This window comes from Nocardiopsis dassonvillei, assembly GCF_964273065.1.
Lineage (GTDB): Bacteria > Actinomycetota > Actinomycetes > Streptosporangiales > Streptosporangiaceae > Nocardiopsis > Nocardiopsis dassonvillei_B.
Genome location: NZ_OZ186815.1, coordinates 4,419,443 through 4,441,221, shown reverse-complemented (window position 1 = coordinate 4,441,221; position 21,779 = coordinate 4,419,443). Strand labels below are relative to the sequence as shown.

The window sequence follows — 21,779 nt, the reverse complement described above, 5'->3', positions numbered from 1 at the left end:
GGCCGGGCCGGGGGCGGCGCCGGGAGGAGCAGGCCGGGGCGGACGCCCCGCGGGCCGTACCCCGCCGCTGTACGCACACGACGAAGGCCCCTCCCGAACCCGGGAGGGGCCTTCTACCTTCGGTGGAGCTATGGGGATTTGAACCCCAGACCCCCTCGATGCGAACGAGGTGCGCTACCGGACTGCGCCATAGCCCCTTGAAGACGAGATAAGCCTAGCAGGGATCCGGGGATGCTCCGAACCGGTTCCGGAGATCCCCGGCGGCCTCAGTCCCCGGCCGCCCGCAGCCGGGCGTCGGCGTACTGGTCGTAGACCTGGTTGCGGCGGTCCCGCAGGGCGATGATCTCCGCCTCGCGCTCCGCCTCCCGCTCGGCCTCCCGCTCCTGCCGCTCGGCCAGCCTGCGGGCGCGCAGGGCGGCACGGCGGCGGGCCTCCAGGACCGCGGCCCGGTGTTCGGCGTCGGCCTTGGCGGCCTCGCGCAGCAGCACGAGGTGCCCTCCCAGCAGGAGCACCGGCGGCAGCGTCACCCACCAGGGGCCCAGCCCGAAGGCGACGGCGACCACGGTGCCCGCGGTGAGCAGGACGAGCGTGGTGGTGCGGCGGCGCCGGCGGGCGATGACCCGGGAGCGCCGCTCGCGGGACCGCGGGCCGGGGAGCGGCCCGACCTCGGCGGCGACCGCCTCGGACTCCTCGGCCCCCTCCTCGACGTCCTCCGCGCCCTCGACCTCCGGGTCCCGCGCCGCGGTCCCGGTGTCCTCGTCCTCGCGCCGCGGGTCCTCGGGGACGGTGTCCACCGGGTCCTTCCGCAGCAGCATCGGGACGAGGACGATGAGCCATACGACCACGATGGCCAGGTACAGAGGAGAGCTGCTCATCACCCCTCCTCACGATGACGGCCACTGAACGTTGATCGACACGTCGTCGACACCGCCCCGCACGGTCCGGCCGGGGAGGGGAACGTCCGTCCTGGGGACGGGGCTCCCGACCTCGGACCCGTCCGGGAGGACTCCCGGACATATCCGCGCGCTGCCCGCATCGTCAATGCGTCTATGTTCCGCACGGTACGACCCCGTGTCCATAAATGCGCCACATTCTGACCGGAGTGTCGCAAGATTGTGGACCCTCAGTTTCGGCCGTCCGAGGCGTTCGAGCGTCGGCGCAGGTCAACAGGTGACTGCGCAGAGCAATGCCAATTCAACGCAAAGTAATTGATCAATGTCGTTAAAGAGAGGTTTAAGTTCCGGTCACACCCGTGATGGTGCCACGTTCAGTTCGCCCCGGGGTGCGGACTCGCCGGGTGGTGGGGATCTCCGCCGCCGTTCGGGCCCTGTGGCCCCAATGGGGAACCGGGGCCGGAACCGGACGCCGGCGGAGTCCCCGAGGCTCTTCCCTGGCGCCACCGGTGCAGCAGTCCGTCCGGTACCTCCTCGGCCGTGAGCGCGTAGCAGATGTGGTCCCGCCATTCCCCGTCGATGTGGAGCTGGCGTCTGCGCACGCCCTCGTCCCGGAAGCCGAGCTTGGTCGCGACGCGTCTGCTGGCCCGGTTCTCGGGGCGGATGTTGGCCTCGACCCGGTGCAGTCCCACCCGGAAGAAGGCGTGGTCCACGGCGAGCGCCACGGCCGTCGGGGTGATCCCCCGGCCCGCGTGGGCGCTGTCGATCCAGTACCCGACCTGCGCCGACCGGGCCGAGCCCCAGACGATGCCGCCCACGGACAGCTGCCCGACGAAGCGGCCCTCGTAGTACACCGACCAGGGCATGGACAGGCCCTGGCGGGCCTCCCGCCGGATGGCCTGGATCATGGCGACGTAGGGGGACAGACCGGTGCTGCGCAGCGGCATCTCCGGATAGGTCGGTTCCCAGGGCCGCAACCACTCGGCGTTGCGGGCCCGGGTGTCGCGCAGGGCGGTGGCGTCGCGGAGCCGGAGGGGCCGGAGCTCGACCGGACCCTCCTCCAGGGTGACGGGCCACCCTTGTCTGCGATTCACGACCGTCCCTTCGCCGACACCCGCCGGGTTCCGGCTCCGGCGGGGGTCTCCAGTATTCCACTCCTCGGGCACGGCGTGTCGGGGGTCACTCGCCACCCCGAAAACGGACGGGTCCTAATGCCACTGGTTCCTCACCGGAAAGGGGTCGCTAGGTCAAGGAATTCTCTGTGGACGGAATGCCCGAGATGTGATTCCCGTCATTGCCCGGTTCATTCGGAGCCCGGGTGATCCGCGCCACCCAACTGGTCGAGGGCGTGGCCCAGGACCGGTTCCAGAACGTCCATTCCGTCGCTCGCCCCGCCCCGCGAACCGGGCAGGTTCACCACGAGCACCCGCCGTTCACCGCGCACGATCACCCCGGCCAGGCCGCGCGAGAGGATGGCGGTGGGCACGCCCTTCTCCCGCCCGGCGGCCCGGATCGCCTCGGCGATACCCGGCACCTCGTAGGCGAGCAGGGCCCGCGTGACCTCGGGGGTGAGGTCCTGCGGGGTCACCCCGGTGCCCCCGGTGGTCAGCACCGCGTCGGCGCCCTCGGCCACCGCCCGCTCCAGTGCCCCGGCGACCGGCGGGCCGTCCGGCACCACCCAGGGCCCCAGCGGCGCGAAGCCCATGGCGCGCAGCCGCTCGGCGATGACCGGTCCGGAGCGGTCGGGGTACACTCCCGCCGCCGCCCGGTTGGACGCCGTCACCACGGCCACGCGCCGCGGGGGGGTGTCACTCACCGCGCCTCCAGTGGCCCTTCTTACCGCCGGTCTTCTCCTCCACCCGGACCCGGGTGATCTCGGCCTCGGGATCGACGGCCTTGACCATGTCCACCAGGCCCAGGGCGGCGGTCATGACGCTGGTCAGGGCCTCCATCTCGACCCCGGTGCGGTCGGCGGTGCGCACCGTCGCCCGGATGTCGACCCCCTCGTCGACGACGGTCAGCTCCACGTCCACGCCGTGCACGGCGATGGGGTGGCACAGCGGGACCAGGTCGGGGGTGCGCTTGGCGCCCTGGATGCCGGCGATCCGCGCCACCGCCAGGGCGTCGCCCTTGGGAACGCCGCCCCCGCGCAGGGCGGCCACGGCCTCGGTGCCGAGCAGTACCCGGCCGGTGGCGGTGGCGGTGCGCGCGCTCACGTCCTTGGCGGAGACGTCGACCATGCGCGCCGCTCCCGACGCGTCCAGATGGGTGAGCCCTCCGGGGTTCCCGTCCGCCCGTGGGGTGTCGCTCATCGTCGTCCTCCGTGTCCGTGACCGTGTGCACGGGCCCGCCGGGCCCCCCACGAAGGTACGGCACACGGGGCCCCGCCCGCCCCCTCGGCCCCGCGGGGCACGGATCCGGGCGGGCCGGGCGGTCAGACCGGGTCGGGCAGGATCAGGGTCTCCACCACGGTGCCCGCGGGAAGTTCCGTGGTGTCCTCGGGCACGACGATCAGCGCGTTGGTGGTACTGAGCGCGGTGAGCTGGTGCGACTCCTGCCGGGTCAGCGGGGTCACCGCGGCCTCGCCGCCCGGGGCCGCGGGCGCCAGGACGCCGCGCAGGTAGGAGCGGCGGCCGGGCGGCGAGGCGACCGGTGCGGCCAGCCGGGCGCGCACACCCTCCAGGGAGGTCGGCGGCAGGCCGCGCAGGCGGCGCAGCACCGGCAGGACCAGCACCTGGAAGGAGACGAAAGCGCTCACCGGATTGCCCGGCAGGGTGACGATCGGGGTGCGGTCCGGGCCGATGACCCCGAACCCCTGCGGCTTTCCCGGCTGCATCGCCACCTGGGTGAACTCGACGGTGCCCTGGGCGCTGAGCACCTCCTTGACCACGTCGTAGGCGCCCATGCTCACCCCGCCGGTCGTGACGACCAGGTCGGCGCGGACGAGCAGTCCCTCCAGGGTGTCCAGGACCTTGGCCGGGTCGTCGCCGACGAACCCGTGGCGGTGCACCTCGCAGCCGGCGTCGCGGGCGGCGGCCGCCACCATGAAGCTGTTGGACTCCCAGATCTGGCCCGGGCCCAGCGGGCGCCCCGGCTCGACCAGCTCCTCACCGGTGGAGAGCACCACCACGCGCGGGCGGGGGAAGACCGACACGGTGCGGCGGCCCACGGCGGCGAGCACGCCCATCTCTCCGGCGCCGATGCGGGCGCCGGGTTCCAGGACCACGGTCCCGGCCTCGATGTCGCCGCCGGCCCGGCGGATCGCGTTGCCCTCCCGGACCGGCCGGGAGAAGGCGGCCCGGGCGGCGCCGCCGTCGGTCCACTCGACCGGGACGACCGCGTCGGCGCCGACGGGCAGCGGCGCCCCGGTCATGATGCGGGCGCACATGCCGGGCCGGATCGCGGTCGGGGACGGGTCGCCCGCGGCGATGTCGGCGACCACCGGGAGGCGCACCGGGGCCCGGGGCGAGGCGTCCGCCAGGTCGGCGGCGTGCACGGCGTACCCGTCCATGGAGGAGTTGTCGAAGCCGGGGAGGGACACCGGGGAGGCGACCGTCTCGGCCAGCACGGTGCCGTGCGCCTGGAGCAGATCGACCTCGACCGGCCGGGGGTCGTCCACCACGGCCAGGATGTCGGTGATGTGCTGTTCGACGCTCTTCACGGGGGCTCCTCCGATTCGCGGCCAGGGCGTGGGCGCCCGCGGGCGCCCACGCCCCATTGTGGCCGGATCCGGGTCGGGGGACGGGCACCGTCCCCCCGGTCCGTGCGCCGGGGCGCTCCCGGCCGCGGGGCGCTCAGCTCCCGGCGGTGTGCCCGTCCACGAACTCGCGCAGCCACGGCAGCAGCTCGTCGGCCAGGTCCGGGCGGCGGCAGGCGAAGTCCACGACGGTGCGGATGTAGTCGGCCTTGTTGCCGGTGTCGTAGCGGCGGCCGCGGAACAGGACACCGCGGACCGTGCCGCCGTCCTCGGGCTTGCGCCGGGCCAGCTCGCGCAGGGCGTCGGTGAGCTGGATCTCGCCGCCCCGGCCGGGCCGGGTCTCGTGCAGCACCGGGAAGACCGACGGGTCGCAGATGTAGCGGCCGATGATCGCCCAGCGGCTGGGGGCCTGCTCCGGGGAGGGCTTCTCCACCAGGTCGGTGACGGTGACGACGTCGTCCTCGTCGGTGGGCTCGATGCCGGCGCAGCCGTAGAGGGAGACCTGCTCGGGCTCGACCTCCATGAGCGCGACCACGCTGCCGCCGTACCGGTGGCGGACCTCGATCATGCGGCGCAGCAGGTCGGCGGACTCGATGAGGTCGTCGCCGAGCAGGACCGCGAACGGGTTGTCCCCCACGTGCGCCTCCGCGCACAGGACGGCGTGCCCCAGGCCGCGCGGCTCCCCCTGGCGGACGTAGTGGACCTGGGCCAGGGAGCTGGGTTCCAGGACCGAGCGCAGCCGCTCGGCGTCCCCCTTGGCCTCCAGGGCCTCCTCCAACTCGTAGGCGCGGTCGAAGTGGTCCTCGATGGAGCGCTTGTTGCGGCCCGTGATCATGAGGACGTCGCGCAGGTCGGCGGCGACCGCCTCCTCCAAGACGTACTGGATCGCGGGCTTGTCCACGATCGGGAGCATCTCCTTGGGCGTGGCCTTGGTCGCCGGGAGGAACCGGGTCCCCAGGCCGGCCGCGGGCACGACAGCCTTCGTCACGGGGGCGAGGGCTGGATCTGGCTGGTCGCTGGCGTTCATGTCGGCACTCTAGGGCAGATCCCGGGCTGGGACGGTGCAGCGGTGTCCTCCGGGTGTCGAGAAGTCCCGGCGGTTTCGGGTCCGGGTGGGACGAAAGCCATCCGCCGTTCACCGGGGTGCGGCGGCGGGCCGGCCGCGGGTCCGCGACACACTGGCCCCATGGACGAGACGACGCGGTCTGACAAGCGGCGGATGCGGCGGGAGGTCCTGGCGGCGCGCCGGGCGATGGACCCCCGGGAGCGCGGGCGCGCCGGGTCGGCCGTGCGCGACACCCTCACCGGGCTGCCGTGGCTGGCCATGAGCGGAACCGTGGCCTGCTACTACTCGGTGGGCACCGAGCCGGACACCCGCAAGCTCGTCGCGGCGCTGTGGAAGCGGGGCGCGTACGTGCTGCTGCCGGTCTTCCTGCCCGACGGGAACCTGGACTGGGCGGCCTACGACGGCCCCGACGGCCTGGAACCCGCCGGGCACGGGCTGCTGGAGCCCACCGGCCGCCGCTACGGGACCGGGGCCCTGGCCACCGCGGACGCGGTGGTGTGCCCGGCGCTGGCGGTGGACCGCTCCGGCGGGCGCCTGGGCCGGGGAGCCGGGTGCTACGACCGGGCGCTGGCCCTGCGGGGTCCGAACTGCCCGGCGATCGCCGTGGTGTACGACGGCGAGTTCGTGGACGCGGTCCCCGGGGAGGAGCACGACCTGCGGGTGGACGCGGTGGTCACCCCGGGCGGCGGACTGCGCGTGTTCGACTCCGGGACTTGGCCCGCCCCGGAGCGCCGGGGGTGATCCCCCGGGGTCCCGGACACGCCCGGGGCGGATGGGAGAGCCCCGGCGGACCGCACGTGTCCGCCCCGGGACACCGCCCACCCGGAACACCGGACGCACCGCCCCGCGACACGGTCCGCCCGGGGCGGATGGGAGCGCCCCGGCGGGGACGGGCCGGGAGCGGTCCCGTCCGGCGGGCGCGCCCGGAGCGGGCCGGGCTGGCCGCGGGATTAAGCGGGCGGGGAGGGGCGTTGTCAGGGACGATCGCGCTCCGGTCGACGACGACGCCGCCGACCGGTGTCCCCACTGTCACGGCCCCGGTCGACGAGCGCGTACTATTTAGCAGTCAACGGGCGAGAGTGCCAGCAAGGAGGACCCGAACAGTGCCTACGTACCAGTACGCGTGCACCGAGTGCGGCGCCCAGATGGAGGTCGTGCAGAGCTTCAGTGACGACGCCCTGACCGTCTGCCCCGAGTGCGAGGGCCGACTGCGCAAGGTCTACTCCGCGGTGGGCATCGTCTTCAAGGGCTCCGGCTTCTACCGCACCGACAGCGGCAAGACCTCCAACAGCTCTTCCCTGACCGGCTCCGGCGCGAGCACCGCCCCCGCGGCCGCCTCGGACAAGAAGGAGTCCGCGGGCTCGGAGACCTCCTCCTCGTCCTCGCCCGCCAAGAGCGAGAGCACCAGCGGCAGCACCGCGGCCGCCGCCGCGACCGGCGGCTGAGGGCCTCCGCCGCCGACCGACCCTCCGCGCCGCCGAGCCATCGGCGGCGCGTGGCGCGTCCGAGGTGCACGGGCACGCCGAACACCCCCGGAGTGCGTCCGCGGGCACACCGGGGAAGGGTCGCGGAAAGGCCGGGGAAGGGCCTGTGGACAACCCGTTCGGGCGGGGTCCGGGGGCTTATTTTCGAAGCATGACCGACGCCCCGCGCCCTCCCTACCGGCACCGCGGCGCGCTCACCCGGTTCGTGGACCGGCACCGGCGCACCCTCGCCGCCCTGCTGACCGCCGCCGCGCTGGTCGCCGCCGTCCTGACGGTGCGCCCGCCACCGCCCGCCACCGTCGAGGTGCTGGTCGCCGCCCGTGACCTGGACGCCTCCGGCCCCCTGGCCGCGGGCGACCTGGTGCCCGCCTCCCTGCCCGCCTCCGCCGCCCCGCGCGGCGCCCTGGACCCGGGCACCGCGACCGCGGGCCGCAGCCTCAACGCCCCCGTGCGCCGCGGGGAGGTCATCACCGACGCCCGCCTGTCGGACCCACCCGCCCTGCCCTACGGCGACGGCCTGGTCGCCGTGCCCGTGCGGGTCGCCGACCCGGGGGCGGTGGCACTGCTCTCCCCCGGGGACCGGGTGGACGTACTGGCGGCGCAGGGCCGCGACGAGTTCGCCCCGGCCCGTGCCGGACCGGCCGCGGAGGTGGTCGGGGACCGCCCGGTGCTGGCGGTACCGCCCGAGGCCGGCCACGGCGGCGAGGGCGGAGCACTCATCCTCATCGCCGCCAGCCCGCAGGAGGCCCGGGAACTGGCCGGGCGGGCCGTCGACTCACGCCTGTCCATCACCATCCGGGGTTGACCGCTGACCTACCGTTCATCACCATCCGCAGTTGACCGATGACCATTTGTGGTGAAAGCTGGCCGAGCGCCCCCACCCGCCGCTCCCCCGCGCCTCCGGCGCACGCGGGCACGGGATCCCCGACGAGGGGCGCGTTCCGCACAGCACGCACGAGACACGTAGGGCTTTTGCCATGGAAGGCTTCAAGAAGTTCCTGCTCCAGGGGAACCTGGTGCAGCTCGCGGTGGCGGTCGTGATCGGCACGGTCTTCGCCAACCTGGTCACCGCGTTCACGGAGGGGTTCATCACCCCGCTGATCGGCATCTTCGGCGGGGTCCCCACCTTCGGCGACCTCTACTTCGAGATCAACGGCAGCCGGTTCCTGTACGGCGCGTTCATCGACGCGCTGATCTCGTTCCTGATCACCGCGACGATCGTCTACTTCTTCGTGGTGCTGCCGCTCGCCAAGCTGATGGAGCGCTTCGTCAGGGCCGAGGAGGCCACCACCCGCGAGTGCCCGCACTGCTTCACCGAGATCAACAAGAAGGCCGAGCGCTGCCCCGCCTGCACCAGCGAGGTCGTCCCGGAGACCGCGGCCTGACACCCCCGGGGGCGGCCCGGCCGGGCCGCCCCCGGGCCACGGCCGGAGGGCCTCCGGCCGTGGCGGCGCCCGGGCCGTAGGGCCTCCCGAGCCGGGCGCCGCCACCGGCTAACGGGTGTACTCCCAGTGCCAGGGCTCGAACGGACTCGACTTGGCCCAGGCGGGGTGGATCCACCCGTGGTCCGCGCCGTTGGTCTCCATCCAGTTCCACCTCTCCGAGCGGAAGTTCTGGATGCCGCAGCCCAGGTCGATGGCCTGGCCCAGTCCGTGGTTGCTGGTGCCCGGGACCGCTGCGAACCCGGGGGGCTGCTCGGCGTAGACGCGGTGCTGGTTGGGCAGGTCGCGGTAGGCGCTGTTGATGCACATGTTCTCGCCGAAGCGCTCGATGTACTTCACGTTGAGCTCGAGGAAGTCCACGGCGGCGTCGGCGCGCAGGAACTTGTCGTCGTAGAGCTCGCACAGGGCCTCCGACGGCAGCAGGCCGTTGGGGTAGCCGTTGGCCAGCTCGGCCTTGCTCGGGTCGCAGTTGGCGGCGGCCATGTACGAGTCGGGGTCGATGCCGCGCGCCTCCAGCTCGTCCGTGAGCGCCTGGGTGCTCTCCTCGGACTGCGTGCGCAGCCGCTCCACCTCGGCGCCCAGGGCCGCCTGCTCCAGCTGGGTGGTGGTCTGGAGCTCCTGGGCCTGCCCGGCCAGTTCGACCTGCTCGTCGCGCAGGTCGGTGGCGTCCTGGATGAGCGCCTCGTTGTTCTCCGAGATCTTGGCGGCGTAGGACTGGGTCTGCAGGTCCTCGTCGAGGTCCCCGGCGACGAGGACGCCCAGCGGCCCGGCGCTGGGCTGCTGGTAGAGGGTGCTGGCCAGCTGCGCCAGCGGCTCGCGCATCTCCCCCAGCTCCAGCTCGGTCTGCTGGAGTTCGTGGATGGTCTCCACGAGTTCGCCCTGGGCCTCTTCCAGGGCCTCCTGCCGCTCCGTGTACTCGGCGGTGGCCTCTTCGAGCTCCTGGGCGGCCTGCTCGGCCTGTTCCCGCAGTTCTTCCAGGCTGGCGGCGGCCGGGGCGAGCGCCACCGGCGGCGGCGGGACCACGATCAGGCCGGTGACCAGCAGCAGGGTCAGGACCCGGGCGAGCCCGGCGTGCCAGCCACGGTGGCGGTCCGCGACCGGCACACCACGCGCCGCTTCCGGTACGCGGGGTCCCCGCCGCGCCGAATCAGAGGTGAACGGCACGAATGCTCCTCCGGCTGCTTCTAATCCTCGAACGCCTACCCGTGGCCGCAAGGCAACGTACTACATGTCCACTTGCGGTCATACGAGAACGGTCGGCCGGTCGGCGCGGAATCCGGGAAGAGGGCCCCTCCCGCTGCGCGCACACTGCACGGCCGCCACTGTCATGGCTGGTCATCGAGGTGCGGCAGGTCACAGGACCCGGCCGCACCACGGGACACCGGGGCGGAACGGGACCTAACATGACAGCCCTCGTGAACAACATCACACCGCCACCAGGACAACCAATCGTAGGTCAGAGTACTCCGCCATGCACGCAGAGTCCCCCAAGCGGGCGGCCAAGACACCCTCCGACACCCCGAGTACGCCCATCCTGGGTTAGGCTTGGCCCGACGGCGGGGCAACGCATACCCGAGCGTTCCCCCGGCCGACCCATGGCTCCATAGCTCAGGGGATAGAGCACCGCTCTCCTAAAGCGGGTGTCGCAGGTTCGAATCCTGCTGGGGCCGCCCACCGCGGAATGCGGCCCCTCCTCCGGGAGGGGCCGCATTCCGTGTTCCGGAGAGGCCCCCCGGGGCCCGCACGGGCGATCGGATCTCCCCTTGGCAAGAATATGACGACCGGTCTATATTTTACCCGTGGGAACCAAAGGGGAAGAGACGCGCGCCCGCATGGTCGCCGCCGCACGGGACCTGATCGAGGCACAGGGCTACTTCGGCACCGGGGTGAACCGGGTGCTGGCCGACAGCGGCGCGCCGCGCGGCTCCCTGTACTTCCACTTCCCGGAGGGCAAGGACCGGCTGGTCGCCGACGCCCTGGAGGAGGGCGGCCGGGAGGTGGACGGGCTCATCGCCGCGACGGAGCACGGGGAGCCGGACGCCGCGTCCCTCACCCGGCGGCTGCTCGGCGTCCTCGCCGACCGCATGGAGGCGTCCTCCTACGACAAGGGGTGCCCGGTGGCGACGGTGGCCCTGGAGGTCTCCGGCACCCCGGAGCGCGGCGGCAACGAGCGGCTGCGCGAGGTCTGCGCGCGGATCTACGCGCGGTGGGAGCGGGCGCTGGCGGACCGGCTGGTCGCCGAGGGCCGGCCCCGCCCGGAGGCGGAGGACGCAGCCGGGGCCGTGCTCGCGCAGATCGAGGGCTCCCTGCTGCTCGCCCGGGTCCGGCACGACCGAGCCCCGGTCGACCGCGCGGCACGGGCCGTGGAGGCCCTGCTCGCCCGCTGACCGACCCGCCCCGACGGATGCGGGCGGTCCGGCCGTCGCAAAAAATATGAAGACCGGTCTATTTAAAAGGAGGATCCGTGTCCGAGAACGGAACACCGGGGAGCCTGGTCGTGGGAGCGACGGGGTTCGTGGGGCGGTGGCTGGTCCGCGCACTGCTCGGCCGGGGCACGCCGGTCGTCGCGACCGCGCGCGGCGGCCGCGGCGAGGAGCTGCGGCGCTGGCTGCGCGCCCACGGGGCGGACGACGGAGCACTGGCCACGGTGGAGGCCGACATCACCCGGCCGGGCCTGGCGCTCTCCCCCGCCGACCGGGACGCCCTCGGCGGGGTCCGCGACGTGTTCAACGCGGCGGCCCTGTACCGGTTCGGCGCGTCCGAGGAGGAGGCCCGGGCGGTCAACGTGGCGGGGGCCGTCAACGTGCTCGACCTTGCGGGCTCCCTGCCGGGGCCGCGCCGCCTCGTGCACCTGTCCGGGTACCGCGTGGCCGGGCACCCCCTGCCGGAGTTCCCGCTGCCCGCCGCCACCGCGCGCGGCCTGTACCGCGGGCTGGGCGCCTACGAGGCCTCGAAGGTGGAGGGGGACGCGGCGGTCCGCCTGCTGGCGGCCGAGCGCGGGGTGCCGCTGACCGTGGTGGCCCCGGGGACGGTGATCGGGCACTCGGAGACGGGCGAGTCGGGGCAGTACATCGGGCTGTCCGAGCTGGTGAAACGGCTGTGGCGGGGGCGGCTGGCCGCGGTGCCGGGGAACCGGCGCACGTTCCTGCCGGTGGTGGCCGTGGACCACCTGGCGGCGTTCACCGCTTCGGCCCCCGGGTACGACGACGGCCCGTTCCGGTCCCACACGGTCCTGGACCCGCGGACACCGCCGCTGCCGGAGACGCTGGCGCTGATCGCCGACCACCTGGGGGTGGCGCGTCCGCGGCTGACCGTCCCGGTCGGCCTCGTGCGCCGCCTGCCGCGGGCCCTGACCGGCGTCGATCCGGAGGGGCTGTCGTTCTTCTCGGAGGACCGCTACGACACCGGCTCCGCCGACCGCCTGGCACGGGCGGCGGGCCTGGCCCACCCTCCCGTGGAGGAGGCCCTGCGCCGCTGGGCCTCCCGGCTGGTCGAGGAGGACTTCGGCCGCGCCGCGGTCCGGGCCTGAGGGCCGGGGTCCCGGGGCCCCGCCCCGGCCCCGGAGCCGGAGCCGGGCAGTCCCGGTGCCGGTCCGCCGTTCACCAGGGGACGGCACGGACTTCTCCCCCGGGCGCCGTGTCGCGGTGACAACACGGAGTGATCATCCGATGATGGCTGCGGCAGCAGGAGCACATCCGGGGGGCCACGGGATGAAGAATGCGGGCGGAGCGCACCGCGACGACCACGACGACGAGCCGACGCCGCAGACCCGGCAGCGGCAGCGCGGGGGTTCGCCCGCGGCCATCGCCGGCGCCCTGCACCGCACCCCGCATCCGGGACCGCAGCACTGGGGCGGTCCGCGCCCGCGCAAGGCCGACCCCGACCCCTTCTTCTCCAGCAAGCTGACCCCGCCCCCGGGCGAGCGCCTGCGCCGCCGCTGAACCGTTCGTGCCCGGGGCCGCGCGGTCGGCGCGGGCACGGGGACGGCGCGGGCGGCAGAGCGGCGGGGACGGCGCGGGCGGCGGGGCGACAGGGGTCGAAGCGGTCGGCGGGACCCGTGGGTACGGTGGCCGGCGCGGGCCGCCCCGTCCGGACGGCGGAAGTCGCACGGGCGCAGCGGCCGGTGCGGACGGAGGCCCCCTCGGGCTCGGCCTGGGACTCGTGCGGGCGGGCGCGGCCCCCGGGAACGGGGTGTCCGAAGCGGACCCGGGTACCGGGCGGGCGGTCCCTTCCGGCCGGGCGCGGCCGGGCCGGGAACCCCACCGGCTCCGGGCTCAGAGGAAGGGCCGCCAGGGGGCGAGGATGGTCTCGCTGAACTTCGCGGCGAAGGGGCGGCCCCGCCACTCCTCCTCGGTGAGCTCCCGCGCGTTGGTGAGGTCGTTGGCGAAGACCTCCTCCAGGTGCCGGGCCACGCCCTCGTCGAAGATCTCGACGTTGATCTCGTAGTTGCCCGTCAGGCTGAGCCGGTCGACGTTGGCGGTGCCGATGGTGCTCCACCGCCCGTCCACCGTCGCCGTCTTGGCGTGCACCATGGCGTTCTGGTACAGCCACAGCCGCACCCCGCCGCGCAGCAGCGCCGAGTACTGGCCGCGGGCCATCCAGTCGGCCAGCACGTGGTTGGAGTTCTCCGGGATGAGGATGTCCACGTTCACGCCCCGCCCGGCCGCGTCCACCAGCGCCCGCTGGAGCTCGCGGTCCGGGATGAAGTACGCCTGGGTGATGAAGACGTGGTCCTTGGCCCGGTCGATGGCCTCCAGGAACATCGCCCGGATCGGGTAGATGAGCTGCTCGGGCACGTTGCGGTGGACCCGGAGCCGGGCGTCCCAGTGCGGGTCCCCCAGCATCCCCAGCTCGGGCTGGCGCAGGCGCCGGTTGGCGTTCCAGAAGTCGACGAACGCGTTCTCCAGCTCCCACACCGCCGGGCCGTCCACCCGCAGGTGCGTGTCGCGCCACTCCGTGGCGTACAGGGAGCCCACGTTGTAGCCGCCGACGAACCCGACCTCCCCGTCGACGGTGAGGATCTTGCGGTGGTCGCGGCCGGACTTGCGGACGTTGAGCAGCAGCACTCCGGGCCGGAACGCCGGGTAGCGCAGCACGTGGACCTCGGGCGGGAAGTCGAAGAACGACCGGGGCACCACCAGGTTCGCGAACCCGTCGTAGATGACGTACACCTCGACGCCGCGCACCGACGCCTCGATGAGCGCCTGCTTGAACGCGTTCCCGGCCCGGTCGTCCTTGACGATGTAGGACTCGAAGAGGATCCGGCGCCGGGCGCCCCGGATCGCCGCGAGCATGTCCTCGTACAGCTCCTCGCCGTAGGTGTACACCGTGGCCGTGGTGTCTCCGACGGGGAGGGCCTCGGGGGCGGTGCGCGGGAAGAACGCCCGGTGCGGGCGCACCTTCCGCCGCCAGTGGTTGACGCCCATGAGTGTGGCCGCCACCCCGATCTGGGCCGCCAGGAGGCCGAGCAGCCCCCATTTGACCGCTGACTTGATGGTGGAGCGTCGCACAGTCGCCTCCCGAGCAGGACGTCCGCCGCGCCGGGCGTCCGGTCCCCGTGACCGCCGTTTCCGGCACAAGGTGGACGTCAACCGTAACGTGTCGGCGCCCGCCCGGGACGGCAGACCCTCTGCTGCGCCCGGCGTGTCAGCCGCGCCTGCGGCACACCAGAAGCTCGGTGGTGGGGCTCTCCCGGCGCCCGCGCACCAGGCGCCGCTCCAGCGGGTAGAGGGCGGCCCCGGCCAGCCAGCCGGTGGGGGCGGTGAGTGTGGCGGCGCGCAGGGCCCCGCCCCAGGCCTTGCGCCAGGGCGCGGCGGCGTCGACCTGGGCGTTCATCAGGACCAGCATGGGCACCCGCAGCCGCAGGTCGAACCCCGCCTTGTCGAGGGTCCCGGCGATCCACTCCAGGGTGCGGTTGACCTGGTGCTCGCCGCGCTGTTCGGGGCGCTGGAGGCAGTTCTCGGAGATGACGAGGGTGCCCCCGGGGCGCAGCACCCGGGCGAACTCGCCGACCGCGGAGGTGTACCGCTCGTCGTCGGTGATGTGGAAGAGGACGTCCATGCACGACAGGGCGTCGAAGGAGGCGTCGTCGAACCGGTCGAGGTCGGCGGCGTCCTGGCGCACGAACCGGTGGTCGGGGAAGCGTTCGCGCAGCCGCGCCACGGCGGCGTCGGTCATGTCGCAGCCGGTGATGTCGGCGGCGCCCAGCCGCTCCCAGAGGCGGACGTAGAAACCGGTGCCGCTGCCCACGTCGAGGACGCTCGGGTCGATGAGGCCCAGGCGTCCCACCCGGCGCAGGAACACCTCCTCGCGGACCTTGTACATCCAGGTGTTGAAGGGGCGCCCCAGGGCGCGGTAGCCGACGCCGCTCTCGGTCCAGTCGCCCTCGAGGCGGCGCTCCCAGAAATCGCGAAGTTCACTGTGTGTGGCCATGGGACCACTCTCACACCGGGGAGGCGGGGATGTCCCGCCGCGACACCGCGTGTCCCGGACCCGTCCCGGACCCGTCCCGGTCAGGGCCGGTGGGCGACGACCGTTTCCAGGAACCCCAGTACGGTCCGCTCGTGGTGGTCCACCGTGAATCCGACGTCCCCGGCCACCGCCCGGGGCAGCCTCCGGGGCTGTTCCCTGCGCTCCTCCCGCCGGCGCCAGGGCGCCTTGGTGTACTCGATGTGGTCGACGAGCAGCAGCAGCCCGCCGGGGCGCAGCACCCGGTGCATCTCGGCCAGGGCCCGGCGCTGGTCGGGGATGGCGCACAGGGCCAGCGCGCACAGGACGGTGTCGAAGTCGCGGTCGGCGAAGGGCATGTCCTGGGCGTCGCCCTCCACCAGGACGACGGGGCGGCCGAGTGCGGCGGCCCTGCGGCGGGCGGCCGACAGCATCTCCGGGCTGAGGTCCAGGCCGGTGAGCTCGACCCCGTCGGGGTAGTAGGGCAGGTCGTGGCCGGTGCCGACGGCCACCTCCAGGGTCCGCCCCCGGGCCCGGCGGCACAGCCGCCCGCGGACACCGCCCAGGACGAGGCGCTGGAGGCGCTCGCCCCGGTCGTACCCGGCGGCCATCCGGTTCCAGTCCTCGCGGACGCGTTCGGTGCGCTCGTCCATCGTCTTTCCCCTCGTTCACGGTTCTTCCCCGCCCGTGTCCCTTGACACGGGCCCCCAGTGTGGAACTTCATGTCGACATGAGGTCAAGTGCCGGGGAACTGTCCATAGGGGATCTCGCCGCGGAGTTCGGGCTGGGCCCGCACGTGCTGCGGCACTGGGAGGAGAAGGGGGTGCTGGAACCCGCCCGCCGGGTGGGCGGGCAGCGGCGCTACACCCCCGAGCAGCGGTTGCGGGTGGCGCTGGTCCTGAGCGCGCAGGACGCCGGGATGAGCCTGGACCGGATCCGGGAGCTGGTCGCGGTGGGCGCCGAACGGCGGGGGGCGGCGCTGGCCGAGCACCTGGCGGAGCTGGACGAGCGCATGGAGCGGCTGCGGGCCGCCCGGGAGATGGTGTCGCACGCGGTGGCGTGCGAGTCGGGGGACGTGCTGGAGTGCCCGAGGTTCCGGCGGATGCTGGAGGAGGCCGTGGAGTCGGGCTGCCACGCGCGTGCCGCACGCGCGGAACGGCCGTCGGCGGAGCAGCCGTGAGTGCCGGGGCCGCGGCGGCGGGGACCGGGCTTCGGCGGCGGGGGCTTCCGGCGGCACGGGACCGAGGGTTTCGGCGGCGGAGGACCGTTCGTCACCCGGCTCTGCTATTCCTGGGTTCCTCCTGCCACCGCCCACCCCGAGGACCCCCCATGGCGTTCAGCTCCTACCTGACCGAGTACGCGGGACTTCCCGTGTTCGAGTACCGCCCGGCGGACCGGGCGGACGACCCGCTGGCGATGCTCGCCGCCCTGCGCGACCCGGCGGCCTACGCCTGGCTGCTCGCCGACCACGGGGGCACGGAGACCTCGAAGGAGCACGGCGGGGTCGACGGGTACTTCGGCCGGTTCGCCGCCGAGCCCACCGCGCCGGAGGTGACGGCCGTGGTCGTCGGGAACATCTCGGACACGATGAACGTGAGCAACTCCGATCCGGTGCGCGACGCCCTGGTGGCGCACGCGCCCCGGCTCACCGGGCTCCGTTCCCTGTTCTTCGCCGACCTCACCTTCCAGGACAGCGAGGTGTCCTGGATGCGCCACGGCGATCTGGGGCCGCTGCTGGACGCGCTGCCCGGCCTGGAACGGTTCGCCGTACGCGGGACCGGCGGCCTGTCACTGGAGGTGGACGGGCACCCGGCGCTGCGCTCGCTCACCCTCCAGGGCGGCGGGCTGCCCGCGGGCCTGGCCCGCCAGGTGCTCGCGGCCCGCCTCCCGAACCTGGAGCACCTGGAACTGTGGATCGGCGTTCCCGACTACGACGGGGACACCGACCCGGAGGTGCTGGCCCCGCTGCTGAACGGAGAGGTCCACACCGGCGTCCGCTCCCTGGGGCTGCGCAACGCCCAGTACACCGACCGGTGGGTGGAGGCGGTCGCCGCGTCCCCGGTCCTGGGGCGGCTGGAGGTCCTGGACCTGTCCGAGGGCACCCTCACCGACAAGGGCGCGCAGATCCTGCTCGACACCCCGGGATTCCGTGAACTGGAGCGGCTGGACCTGCATCACCACTACATGTCCGAGGACATGGAGCAGCGCGTCGCGGAGGTGTTCGCCGCCGCGGGCGTCACCGTCGACGTGTCCGAGCGGGAGGAGCCCGAGGACGACGAGGAGTGGGAGGACGGCGACGACGACGAGGAGGAGTGGGAGTACCGCTACTACCCGTCCGTCACCGAGTGAGCCCGTCCTCCGCTCCTGTCCCGAACCGCACCCCTGAGAGGCCCCGACCTTGACCTTCAACGCCCACATGACCGAGTTCGCCGGGCTGCCGGTGTTCGAGTACCGCTCCCCGGAGGGCATGGCCGCCCAGCGCCGCTGGGCCGAGGAGCACCCCAGCGGCCGCCGGGACACGGACGACCCGCTGGCGCTGCTCGCCGCCCTGCGCACCCCGGAGTCGTTCGCCTGGCGGCTGCGCGACGCCGAGGGCTGGGAGCCCCGCGAGGGGGACTTCGTGCTCCGGTACTACGAGCGGTTCTGCTCGGAGGTCCCCCCGGAGTCGGTGTCGGCCCTGGTGGTCGGCAACGTCGAGGAGACCATCGACATGGACGACCCCGGGCCGGTCCGGGACGCGCTGCTGGCGTGCGCGCCCCGCTGGACCGGGCTGCGGTCGCTCTTCTACGCCGACCTCACCTACCACGAGTACGAGGCCTCCTGGCTCAGGAACGAGGACATGGCCGCCGTCCTGGCCGCCTTCCCCCACCTGGAGCGGCTGGGCGTCCGCGGGACCGGCGACATGTCCCTGGCGGTGGAGGAGCACCCGGCGCTGCGCTCCCTCACCCTCCAGGGCGGCGGGCTCCCGGCCGGGCTGGCCGGGCAGGTGCTGGCCTCCCGCTACCCGGCGCTGGAGCACCTGGAACTGTGGCTGGGCATGGAGAACTACGGCGGCACCACCACCCCCGAGGACCTCGCGCCGCTGCTGAACGGCGAGGTCCACACCGGGGTCCGCTCCCTGGGGCTGCGCAACGCCGAGGAGACCGACACCTGGGTCCGGGCGGTCGCGGACTCCCCGGTCCTGGAGCGGCTGGAGGTCCTGGACCTCTCCGAGGGCACCCTCACCGACGAGGGGGCGCAGGTCCTGCTCGACACCCCGGGGTTCCGTGGACTGGAGCGGCTGGACCTGCACCACCACTTCATGACCGAGGAGACGGAGCAGCGGGTCCGCGAGGCCTTCACCGCCGCCGGGGTCGGGATCGACGTGTCCGGACGCCTCAAGGGCGGCGAGGACGACCGCTACCCCCTGGTCGGCGAGTAGGCCCCTCCGTTCACCCCCTGCCCCCCGAAAGGCGAGTCCTTGACCTTCAACACCCACCTGACCGAGTACGCCGGACTACCGGTGTTCGAATTCCGCAGCCGGGAGGCCATGGCCGCGGGCCGCCAGGAGGCGGACCCGCTGGCGATGCTCGCGGCCGCGCGGACCCCGGGCGCCTACGCCTGGCGGCTGAGCGACTCCGAAGGCGTGGAAGGGGGCGACCGGAAGTCCGCCCTGCGGTACTACGAGCGCTTCTGCGCCGAGGTGGACCCCGCCGCCGTGGCGGCCCTGGTCGTCGGGAACGTCCACGAGACCATGGACGTCGCCGACGCCGACCCGGTCCGGGACGCGCTGCTGGCGTGCGCGCCCCGCTGGACCGGGCTGCGGTCGCTCTTCTACGCCGACCTCACCTACGACGAGGCCGAGGCCTCCTGGTTGGAGCACGGCGACCTGTCCGCGATCCCGGAGGCCCTCCCGCGGCTGGAGCGGCTGGGCATCCGCGGGACGATCTCCCTGTCCCTGCCGGTGCGGGAGCACCGCTCCCTGCGCTCGCTCACCCTCCAGGGCGGCGGCCTGCCCGCCTCCCTCGCCCGCGAGGTGCTGGCCTCCGACTACCCGGCGCTGGAACACCTGGAACTGTGGCTCGGCGTCCTGCACTACGGGGGCGACACCACCCCCGAGGACCTCGCTCCGCTGCTGAACGGCGAGGTCCACACCGGGGTCAGGTCGCTGGGCCTGCGCAACGCCGAGGAGACCGACACCTGGGTCCGGGCCGTCGCCGGCTCCCCCGTGCTGGAGCGGCTGGAGGCCCTGGACCTGTCCGAGGGCACCCTCACCGACGAGGGCGCCCGGATCCTGCTGGACGCCCCGGGGTTCCGGAACCTGCGCCGCCTGGACCTGCACCACCACGCCATGTCCGAGGGCATGGAGCAGCGCGTCCGCGAGGCCTTCACCGCCGCCGGGGTCGAACTGGACGTGTCCGAACGCCTCGACGGCAACCGCCGCTACCCGTCCGTCACCGAGTGATCCCGGGCCCGAGGGAACCATGACCGACTTCTGGGAGTACTCCACCGAGTTCGCCGGGCTGCCCGTGGCGGCGTTCTCCGAGCTGCGGGACCGCCCCGGGGACCCGCGCCTCGCCGCGGCCCTGGCCGACCCGGCTTCGGTCGCCTGGCGGCTGGGGCCGCCGCACGACCCCGGCTGCGCCGAGCACGGGCCCTGGTGCCGGTGCCGGGAGGAGGGCTTCGACGAGCACCTGGAGGCGCTGTTCGAGCTGGTGGCCCCGGCCCGGGTGCGGGCGCTCGTCGCGGGCGGGTTCGGACTGGAGGTGTCGGAGAGCACCGAGGACTACCGGGACCTGTTCGTCGACAACGCCGACCGGCTCACCGGGCTGCGGTCGCTGTTCTTCACCGAGTACACCACCGGGGACAGCGAGATCTCGTGGATCGTCCAGTGCGACCTGGCGCCGCTGCTGGACGCCTACCCGGGCCTGACCGACCTGACGGTGCGCGGCGGAGGGGACGAGCTGGGCCTGCGCGTGGCCGAGCACCCGTCACTGCGTTCGCTGACCCTCCAGAACGGCGGCCTGTCCGGCGCCACCGTCCGCGGCGTGGTGGCGGCAGGCCTGCCCGCCCTGGAGCACCTCGAACTGTGGCTGGGGGTGGAGGACCACGGAGGGTCCACCTCCGTGGAGGACCTGGCACCGCTGCTGGAGGGCCGGGCCCTGACCGGGGTCCGGTCGCTGGGGCTGCGCAACGCCGAGCGGACCGACGACTGGGTGCGGGCGCTCGCCGGGTCCCCCGTGCTGGAGCGCCTGGAGGCCCTGGACCTGTCGCTGGGCACCCTCACGGACGACGGCGCCCGGGTGCTGCTGGACGGCCCGGGGTTCCGGAACCTGCGCCGCCTGGACCTGCACCACCACTTCATGACCGAGGACATGGAGGACCGCGTCCGTGCGGCCCTCACCGAAGCCGGGGTGGAGGTCGACACGGCGGAACGCTTCGACGGGGCGCCCTGGCGGACCTACCCGGCCGTCTCCGAATAGCGGACCCATCCGCCTCCGGGCCGTCACCACGGGCTGCTAGACATGATCCGCCCGACCCGTCCACACCAGGCAGGAGCACCACCCATGATCGGCGAACACCTCAGCGAATTCGGCGGGCTGCCGGTATTCGACTACCTCTCACCCCACGACATGGCCTCGACGGAGCAGCGGTACCGCGACCGCCCGGCCCCCGACGCGCTCGCGCAGCTCGCCGCCCTGCGCACCGCCCGCGACTACGCCTGGCGGCTGGGGGTCGACAGCTACGAGCCGGAGGAGCCCTTCGGGGAGTACTTCTCCTCCTTCGTGGAGGCGGTGGACGCCGCCGAGGTCCGGGCCATGGTGATCGGCCCTGCCGGATCCTCCGAGGACGAGGAGCCGGGCGCCCCGGCCCGGGACGCCCTCGTGGAGCACGCCGCCGCGTTCACCGGTCTGCGGTCCCTGTTCATCGGGGACCTGACCGCCGAGGAGCAGGAGATCTCCTGGATCCACCAGCCCGACCTGGCGCCGGTGCTGGCGGCCCTGCCCGGCCTCACGGAGTTCGCGGTGCGCGGCACCGGCGACCCCTACATGCACGAGAAGAGCCGGTTGGGCCTGGACATCGGGCGGCACGACTCACTGCGCTCCCTCACCGTGCAGAGCGGCGGCCTGCCCGCCGAGGTCTCCCGCGGCATCGACACCGCCGAACTGCCCGCGCTGGAGAACCTGGAGCTGTGGCTGGGTGTGGAGAGCTACCGCGGCGACACCACCCCCGAACACCTGGCCCGCACGCTGTCGGGCGAGGCGTTCCCCCGGCTGAACCACCTGGGCCTGCGCAACGCGGAGGACACCGACCTGTGGGTGCGCGCCCTGGCCGACGCCCCTGTGACGGGGCGGCTGCGCTCCCTGGACCTGTCCATGGGCACGCTCACCGACGAGGGCGCGCGGGTGCTGCTGGACGCGCCGGTGTTCCGGGAGCTGGGACGGCTGGACCTGGAGCACCACTACATGTCCGAGGAGACGGAGAGCCGGGTCCGCGACGCCTTCACCGAGGCGGGCGTGGAGGTCCGCGTCGGCGACCGGCAGGCCCAGGACGGCGACTGGCGCTACCCGGAGGTCACCGAGTGAAGTGACACCACGCGCCGCACCCGGCCCGGACCGCCGGGTTCGGCGGCCCGCCCGTCGCGGGGCTCACCGACCACGGCACCGTCCCGGATGCGTCCGGGCGCCGGGGCGGCGGATCCCGCCGGTAGGCGTCCCCTGGAGCGAACGAAGAGGGCACATCACCGCCCGGGGTGGACGTCGACCTGTC

23 protein-coding genes and 2 tRNA genes are annotated in these 21,779 nt (G+C 73.8%); 14 read left to right on the top strand and 11 right to left on the bottom strand.

What is annotated here, in order from left to right; genetic code table 11:
* Positions 1 to 123 precede the first annotated feature (123 nt).
* The 7 genes from ACSUPR_RS19910 to galU form a co-directional block, all read right to left on the bottom strand.
* Positions 124 to 197 (bottom strand) — tRNA-Ala (locus tag ACSUPR_RS19910).
* A 69-nt stretch (positions 198 to 266) separates the two neighbouring features.
* Positions 267 to 875: a divisome protein SepX/GlpR gene (gene sepX / locus ACSUPR_RS19905; RefSeq protein WP_436886211.1), complete on the bottom strand. Its 609-nt coding sequence runs from the start codon at positions 873 to 875 to the stop codon at positions 267 to 269.
* Positions 876 to 1,267: 392 nt separating this feature from the next.
* A complete protein-coding gene (locus tag ACSUPR_RS19900; protein ID WP_436886210.1) occupies positions 1,268 to 1,987 on the bottom strand; it encodes a GNAT family N-acetyltransferase in 720 nt (239 codons plus the stop codon).
* Between the two features lie 209 nt (positions 1,988 to 2,196).
* The gene (locus tag ACSUPR_RS19895) at positions 2,197 to 2,709 is read right to left on the bottom strand and encodes a MogA/MoaB family molybdenum cofactor biosynthesis protein (RefSeq protein ID WP_436886209.1); all 513 of its coding nucleotides are present in this window, start codon (positions 2,707 to 2,709) and stop codon (positions 2,197 to 2,199) included.
* Entirely contained in the window at positions 2,702 to 3,205 is a 504-nt protein-coding gene (gene moaC / locus ACSUPR_RS19890) for a cyclic pyranopterin monophosphate synthase MoaC (protein ID WP_436886208.1), read from the bottom strand. The genes ACSUPR_RS19895 and moaC overlap by 8 nt, the downstream gene beginning before the upstream one ends.
* 122 nt (positions 3,206 to 3,327) lie before the next feature.
* Positions 3,328 to 4,554, bottom strand: a complete 1,227-nt coding sequence (gene glp / locus ACSUPR_RS19885; RefSeq protein ID WP_436886207.1) for a molybdotransferase-like divisome protein Glp — start codon at positions 4,552 to 4,554, stop codon at positions 3,328 to 3,330.
* Positions 4,555 to 4,687: 133 nt separating this feature from the next.
* The gene (galU, locus tag ACSUPR_RS19880) at positions 4,688 to 5,617 is read right to left on the bottom strand and encodes a UTP--glucose-1-phosphate uridylyltransferase GalU (RefSeq protein WP_436886206.1); all 930 of its coding nucleotides are present in this window, start codon (positions 5,615 to 5,617) and stop codon (positions 4,688 to 4,690) included.
* A 159-nt stretch (positions 5,618 to 5,776) separates the two neighbouring features.
* Here galU and ACSUPR_RS19875 point away from each other — a divergent pair, with 159 nt between their 5' ends.
* The 4 genes from ACSUPR_RS19875 (at position 5,777) to mscL (ending at position 8,525) form a co-directional block, all read left to right on the top strand.
* Complete coding sequence (locus tag ACSUPR_RS19875) at positions 5,777 to 6,397, top strand: 5-formyltetrahydrofolate cyclo-ligase (protein WP_436886205.1); 621 nt, start codon at positions 5,777 to 5,779, stop codon at positions 6,395 to 6,397.
* A 362-nt stretch (positions 6,398 to 6,759) separates the two neighbouring features.
* Positions 6,760 to 7,101, top strand: a complete 342-nt coding sequence (locus tag ACSUPR_RS19870) for an FmdB family zinc ribbon protein (protein ID WP_436886204.1) — start codon at positions 6,760 to 6,762, stop codon at positions 7,099 to 7,101.
* 190 nt (positions 7,102 to 7,291) lie between these two features.
* Positions 7,292 to 7,945 (top strand): SAF domain-containing protein, encoded by a 654-nt coding sequence (locus ACSUPR_RS19865; protein ID WP_436886203.1) that lies wholly within the window; start codon positions 7,292 to 7,294, stop codon positions 7,943 to 7,945.
* A gap of 172 nt (positions 7,946 to 8,117) precedes the next feature.
* A complete protein-coding gene (gene mscL / locus ACSUPR_RS19860; protein WP_436886202.1) occupies positions 8,118 to 8,525 on the top strand; it encodes a large conductance mechanosensitive channel protein MscL in 408 nt (135 codons plus the stop codon).
* A gap of 108 nt (positions 8,526 to 8,633) precedes the next feature.
* On the opposite strand, the gene ACSUPR_RS19855 is transcribed toward mscL, so the two are convergent.
* Positions 8,634 to 9,686: a D-alanyl-D-alanine carboxypeptidase family protein gene (locus ACSUPR_RS19855; RefSeq protein WP_436886201.1), complete on the bottom strand. Its 1,053-nt coding sequence runs from the start codon at positions 9,684 to 9,686 to the stop codon at positions 8,634 to 8,636.
* Positions 9,687 to 10,179: 493 nt separating this feature from the next.
* On the opposite strand from ACSUPR_RS19855, the gene ACSUPR_RS19850 reads away from it, so the two are divergent.
* The 4 genes from ACSUPR_RS19850 to ACSUPR_RS19835 all read left to right on the top strand — a co-directional run bounded on the left by ACSUPR_RS19850 (position 10,180) and on the right by ACSUPR_RS19835 (position 12,523).
* A tRNA-Arg gene (locus tag ACSUPR_RS19850) sits at positions 10,180 to 10,252 on the top strand.
* 129 nt (positions 10,253 to 10,381) lie between these two features.
* Positions 10,382 to 10,969, top strand: a complete 588-nt coding sequence (locus tag ACSUPR_RS19845; RefSeq protein ID WP_436886200.1) for a TetR/AcrR family transcriptional regulator — start codon at positions 10,382 to 10,384, stop codon at positions 10,967 to 10,969.
* Positions 10,970 to 11,046: 77 nt separating this feature from the next.
* The gene (locus ACSUPR_RS19840; RefSeq protein WP_436886199.1) at positions 11,047 to 12,111 is read left to right on the top strand and encodes an SDR family oxidoreductase; all 1,065 of its coding nucleotides are present in this window, start codon (positions 11,047 to 11,049) and stop codon (positions 12,109 to 12,111) included.
* A 181-nt stretch (positions 12,112 to 12,292) separates the two neighbouring features.
* Positions 12,293 to 12,523, top strand: coding sequence for a calcium-binding protein (locus tag ACSUPR_RS19835; protein ID WP_436886198.1), 231 nt, complete (start codon positions 12,293 to 12,295; stop codon positions 12,521 to 12,523).
* A gap of 333 nt (positions 12,524 to 12,856) precedes the next feature.
* On the opposite strand, the gene ACSUPR_RS19830 is transcribed toward ACSUPR_RS19835, so the two are convergent.
* From ACSUPR_RS19830 to ACSUPR_RS19820, 3 genes are all read right to left on the bottom strand, one after another.
* Entirely contained in the window at positions 12,857 to 14,092 is a 1,236-nt protein-coding gene (locus ACSUPR_RS19830) for a phospholipase D-like domain-containing protein (RefSeq protein WP_436886197.1), read from the bottom strand.
* Between the two features lie 136 nt (positions 14,093 to 14,228).
* A complete protein-coding gene (locus ACSUPR_RS19825) occupies positions 14,229 to 15,014 on the bottom strand; it encodes a class I SAM-dependent methyltransferase (protein WP_436886196.1) in 786 nt (261 codons plus the stop codon).
* An 80-nt stretch (positions 15,015 to 15,094) separates the two neighbouring features.
* Positions 15,095 to 15,682: a class I SAM-dependent methyltransferase gene (locus ACSUPR_RS19820; RefSeq protein ID WP_436886195.1), complete on the bottom strand. Its 588-nt coding sequence runs from the start codon at positions 15,680 to 15,682 to the stop codon at positions 15,095 to 15,097.
* Between the two features lie 77 nt (positions 15,683 to 15,759).
* Here ACSUPR_RS19820 and ACSUPR_RS19815 point away from each other — a divergent pair, with 77 nt between their 5' ends.
* From ACSUPR_RS19815 to ACSUPR_RS19790, 6 genes are all read left to right on the top strand, one after another.
* Entirely contained in the window at positions 15,760 to 16,209 is a 450-nt protein-coding gene (locus tag ACSUPR_RS19815; RefSeq protein ID WP_436886194.1) for a MerR family transcriptional regulator, read from the top strand.
* A 149-nt stretch (positions 16,210 to 16,358) separates the two neighbouring features.
* Positions 16,359 to 17,378 carry an STM4015 family protein gene (locus ACSUPR_RS19810; RefSeq protein ID WP_436886193.1) on the top strand — a complete coding sequence of 340 codons (1,020 nt, stop codon included), beginning with the start codon at positions 16,359 to 16,361 and terminating at the stop codon, positions 17,376 to 17,378.
* A gap of 49 nt (positions 17,379 to 17,427) precedes the next feature.
* Positions 17,428 to 18,450 (top strand): STM4015 family protein, encoded by a 1,023-nt coding sequence (locus tag ACSUPR_RS19805; protein ID WP_436886192.1) that lies wholly within the window; start codon positions 17,428 to 17,430, stop codon positions 18,448 to 18,450.
* A gap of 39 nt (positions 18,451 to 18,489) precedes the next feature.
* Positions 18,490 to 19,473 carry an STM4015 family protein gene (locus tag ACSUPR_RS19800; RefSeq protein WP_436886191.1) on the top strand — a complete coding sequence of 328 codons (984 nt, stop codon included), beginning with the start codon at positions 18,490 to 18,492 and terminating at the stop codon, positions 19,471 to 19,473.
* A 19-nt stretch (positions 19,474 to 19,492) separates the two neighbouring features.
* Entirely contained in the window at positions 19,493 to 20,491 is a 999-nt protein-coding gene (locus ACSUPR_RS19795) for an STM4015 family protein (protein ID WP_436886190.1), read from the top strand.
* A gap of 84 nt (positions 20,492 to 20,575) precedes the next feature.
* Positions 20,576 to 21,595, top strand: a complete 1,020-nt coding sequence (locus ACSUPR_RS19790; RefSeq protein WP_436886189.1) for an STM4015 family protein — start codon at positions 20,576 to 20,578, stop codon at positions 21,593 to 21,595.
* Positions 21,596 to 21,779 lie beyond the last annotated feature (184 nt).

Coding starts and splice junctions, on each gene's coding strand:
- sepX (WP_436886211.1), bottom strand. CDS start 875: ATGAGCAGCTCTCCTCTGTACCTGGCCATCGTGGTCGTATGGCTCATC.
- moaC (WP_436886208.1), bottom strand. CDS start 3,205: ATGAGCGACACCCCACGGGCGGACGGGAACCCCGGAGGGCTCACCCAT.
- galU (WP_436886206.1), bottom strand. CDS start 5,617: ATGAACGCCAGCGACCAGCCAGATCCAGCCCTCGCCCCCGTGACGAAG.
- ACSUPR_RS19875 (WP_436886205.1), top strand. CDS start 5,777: ATGGACGAGACGACGCGGTCTGACAAGCGGCGGATGCGGCGGGAGGTC.
- ACSUPR_RS19865 (WP_436886203.1), top strand. CDS start 7,292: ATGACCGACGCCCCGCGCCCTCCCTACCGGCACCGCGGCGCGCTCACC.
- mscL (WP_436886202.1), top strand. CDS start 8,118: ATGGAAGGCTTCAAGAAGTTCCTGCTCCAGGGGAACCTGGTGCAGCTC.
- ACSUPR_RS19835 (WP_436886198.1), top strand. CDS start 12,293: ATGAAGAATGCGGGCGGAGCGCACCGCGACGACCACGACGACGAGCCG.
- ACSUPR_RS19825 (WP_436886196.1), bottom strand. CDS start 15,014: ATGGCCACACACAGTGAACTTCGCGATTTCTGGGAGCGCCGCCTCGAG.
- ACSUPR_RS19820 (WP_436886195.1), bottom strand. CDS start 15,682: ATGGACGAGCGCACCGAACGCGTCCGCGAGGACTGGAACCGGATGGCC.
- ACSUPR_RS19815 (WP_436886194.1), top strand. CDS start 15,760: ATGAGGTCAAGTGCCGGGGAACTGTCCATAGGGGATCTCGCCGCGGAG.
- ACSUPR_RS19810 (WP_436886193.1), top strand. CDS start 16,359: ATGGCGTTCAGCTCCTACCTGACCGAGTACGCGGGACTTCCCGTGTTC.
- ACSUPR_RS19795 (WP_436886190.1), top strand. CDS start 19,493: ATGACCGACTTCTGGGAGTACTCCACCGAGTTCGCCGGGCTGCCCGTG.
- ACSUPR_RS19790 (WP_436886189.1), top strand. CDS start 20,576: ATGATCGGCGAACACCTCAGCGAATTCGGCGGGCTGCCGGTATTCGAC.